Raw genomic sequence first — 13,579 nt, 5'->3', positions numbered from 1 at the left:
GGCCCGCATGAGCGACTCCCTTGATCTCAGCCTGGACGGTGTAGAACGCCGATCGCTGGCTGACTTCACCGAAAATGCCTACCTCAACTACTCCATGTACGTGATCATGGACCGCGCCTTGCCGCATATCGGCGACGGCCTGAAGCCGGTACAGCGGCGTATTGTCTACGCCATGAGCGAACTGGGGCTGGACGCTGATTCCAAGCACAAGAAATCGGCGCGTACCGTCGGTGACGTGCTCGGCAAGTTCCACCCCCACGGCGACTCGGCGTGCTACGAAGCGATGGTGCTGATGGCGCAGCCGTTCAGCTATCGCTACACGCTGGTCGACGGCCAGGGCAACTGGGGTGCGCCGGACGATCCGAAGTCCTTCGCCGCCATGCGTTACACCGAAGCGCGGCTGTCGCGCTATTCCGAAGTGCTGCTCAGCGAGCTGGGCCAGGGCACCGCTGACTGGGGGCCGAACTTCGACGGCACCCTGCAGGAGCCGCTGGTGTTGCCGGCGCGCCTGCCAAACATTCTGCTCAACGGCACCACCGGTATCGCCGTGGGCATGGCCACCGATGTGCCGCCGCACAACCTGCGCGAAGTCGCCACCGCCTGCGTACGTTTGCTCGATGAGCCGAAAGCCACGGTCGAACAGCTCTGCGAACACATTCAGGGTCCGGATTATCCGACAGAAGCGGAAATCATCACGCCGCGCGCCGACCTGCTGAAGATGTACGAAACCGGCAAGGGCTCGGTGCGCATGCGCGCCGTGTACCACGTCGAGGACGGCGACATCATCGTTACCGCGCTGCCGCATCAGGTCTCCGGCGCCAAAGTGCTTGAGCAGATCGCCGCGCTGATGCAGGCCAAACCGTCGAAAGCGCCGCAGATCGCCGATCTGCGTGACGAATCCGACCACGAAAACCCGTGCCGCATCGTGATCATCCCGGTCAACAGCCGCGTCGATCACGAAGCGCTGATGCAGCACCTGTTCGCCAGCACCGAGCTGGAATCGACCTACCGGGTCAACGTCAACATCATCGGTCTGGACGGCAAGCCGCAGCTGAAAAACCTGCGTGCGCTGCTGGTCGAATGGCTGGAATTCCGCGTGCTGACCGTGCGCCGCCGCCTGCAATTCCGCCTCGACAAGGTCGAGCGTCGCCTGCACCTGTTGGATGGTTTGCTGATTGCCTACCTCAACCTGGATGAAGTGATTCACATCATCCGTACCGAGGAGCACCCGAAAGCCAAGCTCATCGAGCGCTTCGCTCTCAGCGAGATCCAGGCCGACTACATCCTCGACACCCGCTTGCGTCAGTTGGCGCGACTGGAAGAGATGAAGCTGCGCGACGAGCAGGACGAACTGCTCAAGGAACAAGCCAAGCTGCAAGCCCTGCTGGGCAGCGAAGCCAAGCTGAAGAAACTGGTGCGCACGGAGCTGCTCAAAGACGCCGAAACCTACGGCGACGACCGCCGCTCGCCAATCGTCGAGCGCGCCGAAGCCAAGGCGTTGAGCGAACACGATCTGCTGCCGAACGAGAAAGTCACCGTCGTACTGTCGGAAAAAGGCTGGGTGCGTTCGGCCAAGGGCCACGACATCGACGCTACCGGTTTGTCGTACAAGGCCGGCGATGGCTTCAAGACCTCGGCGGCGGGGCGCTCCAACCAGTTTGCCGTGTTCATCGACTCCACCGGCCGCAGCTATTCGGTCGCCGCGCATACCTTGCCGTCGGCCCGTGGTCAGGGCGAACCGTTGACCGGCCGCCTGACGCCGCCACCGGGCGCCTCGTTCGAATGCGTGCTGATGCCCGAAGACGATGCGCTGTACGTGATTGCCTCCGATGCCGGTTATGGCTTCGTGGTCAAAGGCGAAGACCTGCAAGCGAAGAACAAGGCTGGCAAGGCGCTGTTGAGCTTGCCGAACAACGCCAAGGTCATCGCGCCGCGCCCTGTGGCCGATCGTGAGCAGAACTGGCTGGCCTCGGTCACGACCGAAGGTCGCCTGCTGATCTTCAAAATCAGCGATCTGCCACAATTGGGTAAGGGCAAAGGCAACAAGATCATCGGTATTTCCGGTGAGCGCGTGGCCAGTCGCGAAGAATATGTCACGGACATCGCCGTTCTGCCGGAAGGCGCCACCCTGGTGTTGCAGGCTGGCAAACGGACTCTGTCACTGAAAGCCGACGACCTCGAGCACTACAAAGGTGAGCGTGGACGGCGCGGAAACAAACTTCCGCGGGGCTTTCAGCGGGTCGATGCGCTGCTCGTCGAAAACCTCAATTAGGCGAGAACGCCTTCCTAGAGCGTTCGATCTGCGATTAAACGCGTAGATCGACGCTTTGGCGCTGGAGTCGGAACGCATATTCACGGATGATATGGCCTTTCAAGCGCCGGCGTGGCCGAGCGTTCTTCATATTTATTGAGTATTTTCACTGTGGTCAGCCTTGTGGCGGCCACCTGGACGGGATGATGACTGCTCTACGCCCCCTTATTTTGTTGCTCGCCGGCGTTCTTGGCCTGGCGGGTTGCAGCGTTCACCAGCCGGTGTCGCTGTACCAACTGGACAGCGGAAGTCCGGTTCAGCCTGCGCAAAGCGCGGGCATGGCGGTTTTGCTGGGGCCGGTGGTTGTAGCCGATTACCTGCAACGCGAAACCCTGCTGCAACGTCAACCCGACGGCAGCCTGCAAGCGGCGACCGACGGTCGTTGGGCTGGCAGCCTTTCGTCGGATATCGATCAGTTGCTGATGCGTCAGGTCGCCGGTCACCTGGACAGCCAGCGTGTGGTGCTGGCGCCTGCTACCGCCGGGTTCACGCCGGATGTGCAGGTGTTGCTGACCATCACCCGTCTGGATTCCGGAGCGAAACAACCGGCGATTCTCGATGCGCAGTGGCGGTTGATCGATCGTCGCGGCAAGGTGCGTGATAATCGCATCATTCACCTGCAGGAAACGCACGCCGGCAGCACCGCGTCCCAGGTGCAGGCACAAGGCGTTCTGTTGCAGCGTCTGGCCGAGCAGTTGTCGGTGGCGCTCAAGCCACTGGCCAACCAGCCGCCCGTGGCCGAGGCACCGCGTAAAGCCGCGCCGAAACCCGCTGCGCCGGCGGCGGATGTCGAGAAGCAGCCGAAGATTCCGATGGCCTCGCCGATTCGTACCGATATGGAAGTGTTTCGCTTCTGAGGCTGGAACGCGTCAGAACAGAGCCCGCCTTGTGCGGGCTTTGTTGTGTCTGGGGGGCAGAGATTATTCGTCTTCAGCGCTGGCCCCTTCGCGAGCAGGCTCGCTCCCACACGGCCTGCACGTCGCCGATTAAATGTGGGAGCGAGCCCGCTCGCGAAGGGCCAGTAAAGGCAACAAAAAGCCCGCAGACAATCACTCATCTGCGGGCTTTTGCGTATCTGGCCTAAGCCTTACGCCCGGCGCTCATGCATCCGCGCCAGTTGCCGCTCCAGCATCGATGGATAAGGCTCCATCAACCGCTCCACACAGCACGCGCCTTCAGGGCTGGCGATCGGCCGGATCCGCGCACGTTGGCGTATCAACGCGTCATCGCTGATCTTGCGCTCAACCAGCAGCAGATTGCGGCTGTGTTGCGACAAGGCCAGTGCATCCTGGGCCGAATCGGTCAGCAGCAGATCAATCTGGCTCAGGCCGAACAATTCGTCGCCCAAGGTCAGGCCCAGCTGCAATTGCAGGGTGATGCCGCTGTCTGCGACCTCGATCTGCAACTGATGACCCAGAGCACGCAGCAGTTCGCCGCAGCAGATGGCATTGGTCAGGTAATCGTCGCCGCAATCTTCGGTGTGGAACAGCAACAGCGTGCTGCCATCGTTGAGGGTTTCGATTTCGCCCTGATACAGCGAAGCGGCCTGCTCGAGGCAGTCGCGATAGCGTTCCTGCAGTTCTTCCAGACGTGCGCGAGGCAAACGGCGCAATTGTTCCTGCGAACCCAGTTGCACGGCCAGTACGGCGGTATGCTGCGGCACGTCAGGGCTCGGTTTGCGCGTGAGCGGTTGGGCGGCGCCGTTGAGCGATTCGTCGCGCAGGTCGGCGAAGGCGTCATCGTCATCATCGTCTTCGACGGTGCTGACCAGGTGACGCGGCGCCGGTTTCTTCGCGGCCAGCGGGCGGCTTTCGTCGAAACTTGGATCGCGCAGGTTACGCACTTCGAATTCCGGCTCGTCTTCTTCCTCGGCGAATTCCGGCTCGGGTTCAGGTTCAGGCTCAGGTTCCGGGGCGTAGCTGGCGTGCAGCTGGCGCGCCAGATCGCCGATTTCATCCTGGCGATCGATTCCCGGTGTATGCGCGTCGATGCGGCGCAGCCACACGCGCAATTGCAGCAGTGGCGTCGACAGATAACGGCCCATGCGCAGGCTCAGAGCCAGCGACAGTGCCAGCAGAATCGCGCTCAGAATGCCCATGCTTTGCAGGCTGATGGTCATTGGCTGCTGGAACTGATCCATGTCCAGGCTGATGCGCAGTTGCCCGGCCGTCACGTCCTGGAAAGTGATCTTGCTCTCGTACATGCCCTCGGCTTCGCCCAGCAGGCTGTGCTTGGGACGCTGACCGGACTCGGCGAGGATGCGGTTGTCCACGCTGTAGATCGCCGCGTGGGCGACCAGTTTGTTCTTGGTCAGGTTGTTGAGCAGCACGTTGAGGCTGAGGATGTCGTTGGACACCAGCAGCTCGGTGGCGGAGGTGGCGGTCTGCGTGGTCAGGCTTTCGCCCAGCGCATCGGCCTGCTCGTGCATGGCCTGCTTGAATTGCAGCCCCATCACCCCGGCATAGATCACCAGGGCCAGAGCGACCAGGATCACGTTGTGGCTGGCAATGCGCAATGCAATCGGTACACGGCGATGGCGCAGTGCACGGAAGATCAGCAGGAAGAAGTTATCGGTTTTGACTGGCGTGGGCCGGTTCACTTGAGCTCGGCTCTTTGTCCGTGAAGTTGACGCGCAGTATAGCGACAGGCCCCAGACCGGCAAAGCGCTCGCGGTGCCCGATGGTCACTGAAAGTGGGTAGAATGCGGTTTTTTTCCAGTTGCGGGGGTGCGCGTTGCGCGAAATCGTCCTGATTAACATCACGGGAGTCGACCGTCCGGGTCTGACGGCGGCCATCACCGGTGTTCTGGCACAAGGTGGTGTGAACATTCTCGACATCGGTCAGGCGGTGATCCACGACACCCTGTCGTTCGGCATCCTGGTTGAAATTCCCGATTCCGAACAAGGCAAATCGGTGCTCAAGGACATCCTGTTCAAAGGCTACGAACTGGATCAGCAAGTGCGCTTCACCCCGGTGTCCGAAGAGGACTACCAGCAATGGGTGGGCAATCAGGGCAAGAAGCGCCACATCGTTACCCTGCTGACGCGCAAGGTCACTGCCGGCCAGTTGCAGGCGGTCAGCGCGATCACCGCCAAATATGGCCTGAACATCGACCATATCGACCGTCTGTCGGGGCGCATGCCGCTGGACACACCGGCCGACAAGGGCAAGGGTTGCATCGAGTTTTCCGTGCGCGGCGAAGCTGCCGATCCGCAGGCCCTGCGCGCCGAATTCCTCAGCGTTGCCCAGGAATTGAACGTCGATATCGCCTTTCAGGAAGACTCGCTGTTCCGTCGCAACCGACGTCTGGCCGTGTTCGACATGGACTCGACGCTGATCGAAGCGGAAGTCATCGATGAGCTGGCCAAGGCGGCCGGCGTGGGTGATCGAGTGTCCGAAATCACCGAGCGCGCCATGGCCGGCGAACTGGATTTCCGCGCCAGCTTCAAGGAGCGTCTGGCGCTGCTCAAGGGCCTCGACGTCAGCGTGCTCGACTCGATCGGCGCCTCGCTGCGCCTGACCGAAGGCGCCGAAACCCTGTTCGCCGAACTCAAGCGCCTCGGCTACAAAACCGCCATCCTGTCCGGCGGCTTCACTTATTTCGCCAAGCAGTTGCAAGCCAAGCTTGGCATCGATTACGTGTTTGCCAACGAGCTGGAAGTGGTCGACGGCAAGTGCACCGGCGTGGCGATCGAGCCGATTGTCGATGCGCAGCGCAAGGCTGATCTGCTCAAGGAGCTGGCGCACAAGGAAGGTCTGCGTCTGGAGCAGACCATCGCCGTCGGCGACGGCGCCAACGACTTGCCGATGCTGGCGATTGCCGGGCTGGGCGTGGCGTTCCGCGCCAAACCACTGGTCAAGCAGTCGGCGAAGCAGGCGATCTCAACGCTGGGGCTGGATGGTGTGTTGTATCTGCTGGGTTTCCGGGATCGTGACGGGCAGCTCTGAGATCTCGATAAGCTGATCTGGCCTCTTCGCGAGCAAGCTCGCTCCCACATTTGAACTGCATTTGAATGTGGGAGCGAGCCTGCTCGCGAAGGCCGCGCCTCGGTCTAGAGCGAATTCCACAACGAATCAAAATCCTCCTCACCTCCGCCATTCTGCGCAGGATCCAGCGAGCGATAGGCGAACTGGTTGAAGCTGTGCGTACTCGCCACCCGCCGATCCAGTCCGGCGCGGTGTTCCTCGCCCTGGGTGTTGATCAACACCTTGTTGCCTTCCTGAAACGGCAGGCGCGGTGCAAGTACGGTGGCCGGCAAATCGATCGCACTGATTTCCGGCAACAGCAAACCGCGTAAATACTGGCTGTGATCATCTTTCGTTCGGACCAGTTGCAAGCCGCATGGCTGTGCGTGTGGCGCGACCAGTTCAATGCCCATCTGTGTGCCGCTGCCGCGCACCTGGCGGATCCAGCGAATCACCGCAATGCTCCAGCCTTTGCCCTCGCTGTCCTGAATGCCGAGCATTTCCCCGGCCTGCAACTCCGCCGGTACTTCGCTGGGCCAGGCCAGGCAATAACCGCCGGGACTATGGTTGATCACCGGCAAGGCGTAAGTCGGATAATTCGGCGCGTTGCCCGGGCCTTCTTCTTCGCTCAACTGGTCGTACTGGATTTCCTCGTACGGCAACAGCTCATCGTTACTTTGCGGGGCAGCGTCGAACGCCTGACTCCAGCTGTCCTTTTCGCCGCTGGCCACGACGCTGCTGAAGTTTGCCGCGCGGGCACCGGGATGTTTGAGCAACTCGCTGAAGGTGCGCTCGCCGCCGAGGTAGAAGTGCAGGGCGCTCATGCCAACGCACACGGTCAGCGTGCCCTGGCCGGCGATGCGTTGAAAGCTGCGTTCGGCCGCTTGGCCCCAGGTAGCGTGCAGATGTTGCAGGGTGTCGACGCTGAGGCCGGCGGAAACGGGTAACGGGGTCGAGGTGGACTGGTGCAGCAGGTGCGTTTCGAGCTGTTTGACCAGCGGTTGCGGATCGAAGCCCAGCAGCCCGTTCTGTTGTTCGCTGCGAAACATCTTGCGGTAGCGCGGGCCGACATCTAGTTCCGGGCTGATGGCGAACAAACCGTCGTCGGCGCTGCCGGGATGCAGTTTGAGCAGGGCGCTCCACGGCTCGATCACCTCGGCCAGCCGGGCAATCTGGCTCTGGCGCAACTGATTGCAACGGGCGCTGCCCAGCAACAGGGCGGCGATGTAGGTCTGTTCGACGCTCAGTTCGCTGGTCAAAAAGGCCAGATCATCGCGCAGCCGCCGTTGTTGCAGCTGCAATTGCGCCGCGCTGCGATACAGCTGGTGCAATTCGAACCACACATGTTCCGGCGGTGAACTGTACAACTGCGTGGCGCGCACCAGTTGCGCCTTCAGGGCATGCGCGGCGCGTTGCAAGGCGGTGCTGACCAACGTCGCGCGGTCCTTGCTGTATTTGGGCAGGATGCGCAGAACGATCTGTTTATAGCCGATGGCCAACTGACCTTGCAGCGCCTGACACAGGTTGCTGACTTTGCGCGAGCGCTCGTCGAGCATGATCGCCTGATGGAGAAAGTGCCGTTCCAGATGCTGGCAGACGAAATACACCTCGGGCCGCAGCAGTTCCAAGAGTTGCAGGCGATTGTCGCTGGGAGTGAGCAACAGGTTCAGTTCGCCGAGGCCTTGATAGAGCAGGCGGGCGGTTTCGCCGATGTTGGCCTTGGGCAGGCCGGCGATCCAGCGCTTGAGATCACGCGGGCTGGCGTCGCAGAACGACAGGCGCGTTTGCGTGGGAGTCGGAGCGCGCAGCTTGGGAGATAAGTTGGTCTGGCTCATGAGCAAAACCATAGCAGCAAATGCCGCGGTTTGCGGAAGCAGCCTCGGCTGCTTCCGCAAACAGGGTCACGCTTTTGGCAGCGCCAGACCTTGGCCCATCTGCACTGGCGAGCCGGCCACCAGCTCTTCGGCCCACTTCACCTGATCCGGGCCAAACAGCACGATCGCCGTTGAACCGAGCTTGAAGCGCCCCAGTTCCGCGCCTTTTTCCAGATGAATCGGTGCACGTGCGGCTTCGTCGTAGCGGAAGGTTTTCAGCTCGCGCTTCGGTGGGGTGACCAGACCGGCCCACACGGTTTCAATCGAAGCGACAATCATCGCGCCGACCAGCACCACGGCCATCGGCCCGCGTTCGGTGTCGAAAATGCACGCCACGCGCTCGTTGCGGGCGAACAGCTCCGGGACGTTTTCGGCAGTAGTCTGGTTCACCGAGAAAATGCGGCCCGGGATGTAGACCATTTCGCGCAGGGTGCCGGCCAGTGGCATGTGCACGCGGTGGTAGTCCTTCGGCGACAGGTAAATGGTGGCGAAGTCGCCGCCCATGAATGGCGCTGCGTTGGCCGCATCACCGCCGAGCAATTCGAGCACGCTGAAACTGTGGCCCTTGGCCTGGAACACGCGACCGTGCTCGATCGGGCCGAGCTGACTCACCGCACCGTCGGCCGGGCTGAGGATCGCGCCCGGAGTTTCGTCCAGTGGACGCGCGCCGTCTTTCAACGCACGCGTGAAGAATGCGTTGAAGTGCTCGTAAGCGGTCAGGTCTTCGACCAGTGCTTGCGACATGTCCACTTGATAACGCTTGGCGAACCATTGGGTGAAGGCATTCTTGAACCAGCGCACACGGCATTCGGCGATGCAGCCGGCCAGGCGCGACAGCAGGTGATGCGGCAGCAGGTACTGGCTGAGGATAAACAGACGCTCTTTCATTAGTTGTCCTTAAAAACCTTGAATCTCGACTGGCGTGTCAGGGTGGTTGCCCCATTCGCCCCAGGAACCGGCGTAGCCCTTGACCCGCGGATAACCGAGGGCTTTGGCCACCAGATAAGTGAAGCCCGACCGGTGATGGGTCTGGCAGTGGGTAATGATTTCCTTGTCCTTGGTGATCCCGAGGTTTTCGAGGATCTGCGGCATGTCGCTGCGGATACGCAACTGACGAGTCTGGTCCATGCCGGCGGTCCATTCGAAATTGACCGCGCCGGGGATGTGTCCGCCCTTGGCGGCGAGGACTTTCTCGCCGGAATATTCCAGCGGCCCACGCGCGTCCCAGATCGCCAGATCGGCGGCGCCGAGACGGCTTTGCAGGTATTCGCGGGTGGCGGTCGGTTCATCGTGCAGGGTCAGCGAGACCGGGCCACCGACGGCGGCCGGCACCTGAATCGACATCGGCATGCCGTCCGCCAGCCAGGCCGGCAGACCACCGTCTATATAGTGGTACTTGTCGTGGCCAATGACATCGAGCAGCCAGATGAAACGCCCGGCCCAGCCGCCGCCCTCATCGTCATACACGACATAGACCGCATCTTTACGATGACCGAGTTCACCAAACAACGCTTCCAGATCGGCCTTCGCCGGCATCAGCCCGGGCGCCGGTGGCTGGCCGAGCTGGGTGCGTTTCGGGTCGACAAAACGTGCGCCGGGCAAGTGACCTTCGGCATACCGGGCAGGGCTGGTCAGGTCCACCAGAATCAGTTCCGGGGACTCCAGACGCGGCAGCAGGTCGCTCGGCTCGATGACAAGCGGCAAGCCAGAGAAGTCAGACATGTGAGGTCTCCAGAGCACAAAGGGGAGGATTGTAGCGCAGGCTCATTGGCCGCGGCTGCTAAAGCTGTGCAGGGCTTTTTCGATGCACTGCGCAGTTTTGCCGAAGGCCTGCACAGTGATGTCGGCGAACGGCCCGCCGCCCTGATCGGCAACGACGATCATGATCACCCGGCCGTTATTCAACAGTGAGCGCAAGAATAAGTGCTCGCCGCGAAACAGCGTGCGCAGGCTCGCTGGCAATAAGGCAGAGAATTGCCCGTTGTTCTCCGGCGTGATCCGCACCTGCGCCTGCTGAGCGAGCAGGCGTTGCAGGACTTTGCTCTGGCTGACGACAAAACTCAGCGCCGCCGCATCCTTCGGCAAACCGGCGGTCTGGTGCACGCGCAGGGTCGAGTGCGTGCGGTCGGCCATCAGAATCATCACCCGACGCATGCCACTGGCCACCAGTGCCTCGCGGGCGGCGACGGTCAGGCTCATGGCATTGGTGAAGCGGCTGGGCTCGGCGAGCAGTTCGGCGCATTGCCGACGCCATTGGCCCAAGTCATCCGCATTCGGCGCTGCGGCCGGGAGCATGCCGGCCGGCAAGCGACGAGTGCCCCACGGCCAGATCAGCGAAACCGCCGGGTGCCACAAATCAGGCATTGCATGCTGACGCGCGCTGTTCGCCGCTTGCTGGTGCAGCTGTTGCTGCACTTCGTCCATGGAAATCTGCAGATACAGGCTGGTCAGGTACTGCCAGCGCTTGCTGTGCGGACTGTCCCAGGCCTGTTGCGCCGACAGCGCCAGGCCGTTGGCGAGCAGCACGGTATTGGCGGGTTGATTGAGCCAGCGGCGTAGCGTCGGATCCTCGTCGAGGCGATTCTGCTGGCGCAGTGGGTGCTCGCTGTCACGAGCGATGCGCAGCACTTTGACCAGTTCGCGTTGTTCGCTGAGCAGCAACTTGTAGCCTTGCTCGACCCAGATCGGCAGATGCCAGGCCTGGACCAGTGCCTCGGCAATTTTCAACAGGCGCACGCCGAACAATTGCTTTTCGACCACACGCGCCGACTCGCCCTTGTGGATCACCCGCAGTTCCCACTCTTCGAGCAACTGCGGATAGGTCAGCGCCAACGGCCACAGCGGCGACAAAAACAGCAGACTGCCCCAGTGGATGTCCTGCCACAGCCGCGCCAGGCGACTGGCAAAAAAACCGTTGGCCTGCTGTGTCGCGTGTTGGCTGATCAGTTGCAACTGACGCAAGGCCTTGGGGATCTGCCGGTGCGGTTCGGCGGGCAGGCGCGCGAGCAATTCTTCGGTGCGCGCAAGGCCCAGGCGATTGATTGCCACCTCGAGATTTTCCGCTGGCGCGGCCATGGTGCCGTGGGTGTGACGATTCGCCTCACGGATGATGCTCAAGGCCAGCGCCGGGCTGTCCTGCATCAACTCGGCGATGTCGCGCAGCGAGCTGCGATTGTCGCGGATAGCCCGGCAGACTTTGTCGTGAGCCTCTTGTGGTACGGGCAGGCGAACGCTGTCGAGCAGCTTGACCCAAGCCTGGAGGGTGCTCGGTTTTACCGATGGAATGTTCGTTTCATTAGCCATGTCTGGACGAGATCTTCACTGACTGTAGACGCGCCCGGCATGGGCTAAATTGGCTTTTCGCCTGAACTGGCTATAGTCTGGCGCAGTTTTGCCGATAAGTAGAAGAAGAGATTTTTTAACTTCCGAATATGACCTTGAACCCGACTTAAACAAGTACCTTCTACCTATGGCTAAAATTATCGGCATCATCGTCGTATTCGCGAGCGTGCTCGGCGGATACGTGCTCTCCCACGGCAAGATTGCCGCCCTGATCCAGCCTTTCGAGGTGATGATCATCGGTGGTGCGGCACTTGGCGCGTTCCTCCAGGCCAACCCCGGTTACATGACGATGCACGTGCTCAAGAAATCCCTGAGCATGTTCGGTTCGCGTTTCACCCACACCTTCTATCTGGAAGTGCTCGGGCTGATCTACGAAATCCTCAACAAGAGCCGCCGCGAAGGCATGATGGCCATCGAAGGCGACATCGAAGATGCCGCCGCGAGCCCGATCTTCGCCAAGTACCCGGCGGTGCTCAAGGATGAACGCATGACCGCGTTCGTCTGCGATTACCTGCGCATCATGTCTTCCGGCAACATGGCTCCGCACGAACTGGAAGGCCTGTTCGACATGGAACTGTACAGCCTCAAGGAAGACCTCGAGCACCCATCCCACGCAGTCAACGGCATCGCCGACGGCATGCCCGGTTTCGGTATCGTTGCGGCGGTACTCGGTATCGTGGTGACCATGGCTTCGTTGGGCGAGGGCGACCAGGCGTCGATCGGTCTGCACGTGGGTGCGGCACTGGTCGGTACCTTCTTCGGTATTCTCGCGGCGTACGGTTTCTTCGGTCCGCTGGCGCATTCCCTGGCCCACGATGCCAAGGAAGAGCTCAACGTCTACGAAGCCATCAAGGCCTCGCTGGTGGCCTCGGCGTCCGGCATGCCGCCGTCGCTGGCGGTCGAGTTCGGGCGCAAGGTTCTGTACCCGGCGCACCGTCCAAGCTTCGCCGAGCTGGAACAAGCGGTTCGCGGTCGCTAAGTCATGGAAAATAATCAGCCGATCATCGTCAAGCGCGTCAAGCGCATTGCCGCCGGGCACCACGGCGGGGCGTGGAAAATCGCTTTCGCCGACTTCGCCACGGCGATGATGGCGTTCTTTCTGGTGCTGTGGCTGCTGTCCACCGCTACGCCGGAACAGAAGATCGCCATCGCCGGTTATTTCAAGGACCCGGTCGGCTTCTCCGAAAGCGGCACGCCGTACATCATCGACCTCGGCGGTACGCCGACCCTGGCGCCGGAAAACACCCTCAACCCGGAAGTGAAGTCGCAGCCGCAACCGGACAAGGTCACGGTCGACACCGATCAGGTTGAAGGCATGGCCGAGCAGGTCGAGAAGGAGCGGCTCGAACTGCTGCTGCAAGAACTGCAGAACAAGGTCGACGAGAACCCGCAACTGCAGAAATTCAAGGATCAGATCCTCTTCGAAATCACCCCCAACGGCTTGCGCATCCAGATCATGGACGCCGAGAATCGGCCGATGTTCGACTCAGGTTCCGCACGCCTGAAACCGTACTTCGAAGACATCCTGCTGGCCATGGCCGACACCATCAAAGCGGTGCCGAACAAGATCAGCATCAGCGGCCACACCGACGCCAAGCCGTACATCGGCACTGGCGACTACGGCAACTGGGAGCTCTCGGCCAACCGCGCCAACGCGGCTCGCCGTGCCCTGGTCGCGGGCAGCTATCCGGATGCGCAGGTGGCGCGGGTGGTCGGTTATGCCTCGTCGGCGTTGTTTGATCGGGAAAATCCGTTCAACCCGGTCAACCGCCGCATCGACATTGTCGTGCTGACCAAAAAAGCCCAGGCCGCCATCGAAGGTGCGCAGGGGCCTGAGGCGGCGAAACCGGCGGATCAAGGTCAGAACGGTGCTGCTCCGGCAGCCCCGGTTGATCCGAATGCGCTGCCGGCGGACAAACAGCCAGTGCCGGCTCACGAGTTGCGCGAGCGGTTGAATCTGTTTGACGATGCGGCGCCGAAACCGGCCGAGCCGGGGGGTGCAGCGCCTGCGCCTGCGCCGAAGCAGTAAGTGAAAAAAAGCCGACAGTGATGTCGGCTTTTTTGTGGCTATCGCTTCATGCCTCTG

10 protein-coding genes are annotated in these 13,579 nt (G+C 61.6%); 5 read left to right on the top strand and 5 right to left on the bottom strand.

The genetic code is table 11. The features are described from left to right. The first annotated feature begins 7 nt into the window (after window positions 1–7). Together parC and JWU58_RS24895 are read left to right on the top strand one after the other, a co-directional pair. Window positions 8–2,272 carry a DNA topoisomerase IV subunit A gene (gene parC / locus JWU58_RS24900; protein WP_024011349.1) on the top strand — a complete coding sequence of 755 codons (2,265 nt, stop codon included), beginning with the start codon at window positions 8–10 and terminating at the stop codon, window positions 2,270–2,272. A gap of 185 nt (window positions 2,273–2,457) precedes the next feature. Beyond that, window positions 2,458–3,168, top strand: coding sequence for a PqiC family protein (locus tag JWU58_RS24895; RefSeq protein ID WP_206421152.1), 711 nt, complete (start codon window positions 2,458–2,460; stop codon window positions 3,166–3,168). A 230-nt stretch (window positions 3,169–3,398) separates the two neighbouring features. Here the strand turns inward: JWU58_RS24895 and JWU58_RS24890 are convergent, their stop codons facing one another. Next, on the bottom strand, window positions 3,399–4,910 hold the full coding sequence (locus JWU58_RS24890; RefSeq protein WP_110644890.1) for an AhpA/YtjB family protein: 1,512 nt from the start codon (window positions 4,908–4,910) through the stop codon (window positions 3,399–3,401). A gap of 134 nt (window positions 4,911–5,044) precedes the next feature. On the opposite strand from JWU58_RS24890, the gene serB reads away from it, so the two are divergent. Then, window positions 5,045–6,259 (top strand): phosphoserine phosphatase SerB, encoded by a 1,215-nt coding sequence (serB, locus tag JWU58_RS24885; RefSeq protein WP_016771966.1) that lies wholly within the window; start codon window positions 5,045–5,047, stop codon window positions 6,257–6,259. A gap of 104 nt (window positions 6,260–6,363) precedes the next feature. Here the strand turns inward: serB and JWU58_RS24880 are convergent, their stop codons facing one another. The 4 genes from JWU58_RS24880 to JWU58_RS24865 form a co-directional block, all read right to left on the bottom strand. Next, entirely contained in the window at window positions 6,364–8,112 is a 1,749-nt protein-coding gene (locus JWU58_RS24880; RefSeq protein WP_206421151.1) for a molecular chaperone, read from the bottom strand. Window positions 8,113–8,178: 66 nt separating this feature from the next. Then, the gene (asd, locus tag JWU58_RS24875; RefSeq protein ID WP_024011354.1) at window positions 8,179–9,039 is read right to left on the bottom strand and encodes an archaetidylserine decarboxylase; all 861 of its coding nucleotides are present in this window, start codon (window positions 9,037–9,039) and stop codon (window positions 8,179–8,181) included. A gap of 9 nt (window positions 9,040–9,048) precedes the next feature. Then, window positions 9,049–9,873, bottom strand: a complete 825-nt coding sequence (gene rhdA / locus JWU58_RS24870) for a thiosulfate sulfurtransferase (protein WP_110602719.1) — start codon at window positions 9,871–9,873, stop codon at window positions 9,049–9,051. A gap of 42 nt (window positions 9,874–9,915) precedes the next feature. Then, window positions 9,916–11,454 carry an HDOD domain-containing protein gene (locus JWU58_RS24865; protein ID WP_206421150.1) on the bottom strand — a complete coding sequence of 513 codons (1,539 nt, stop codon included), beginning with the start codon at window positions 11,452–11,454 and terminating at the stop codon, window positions 9,916–9,918. Window positions 11,455–11,620: 166 nt separating this feature from the next. Between JWU58_RS24865 and motA the strand changes: the two genes are divergently transcribed. Both motA and motB read left to right on the top strand, forming a co-directional pair. Then, complete coding sequence (gene motA / locus JWU58_RS24860) at window positions 11,621–12,472, top strand: flagellar motor stator protein MotA (RefSeq protein ID WP_024011357.1); 852 nt, start codon at window positions 11,621–11,623, stop codon at window positions 12,470–12,472. A gap of 3 nt (window positions 12,473–12,475) precedes the next feature. After that, window positions 12,476–13,522 carry a flagellar motor protein MotB gene (gene motB / locus JWU58_RS24855; RefSeq protein WP_041480740.1) on the top strand — a complete coding sequence of 349 codons (1,047 nt, stop codon included), beginning with the start codon at window positions 12,476–12,478 and terminating at the stop codon, window positions 13,520–13,522. Window positions 13,523–13,579: the final 57 nt, after the last annotated feature.

The organism is Pseudomonas atacamensis, assembly GCF_017167965.1.
GTDB lineage: Bacteria > Pseudomonadota > Gammaproteobacteria > Pseudomonadales > Pseudomonadaceae > Aquipseudomonas > Aquipseudomonas atacamensis.
Note: the sequence above shows the minus strand (reverse complement) of the source record. Positions and strands in the feature narration are given on the sequence as shown.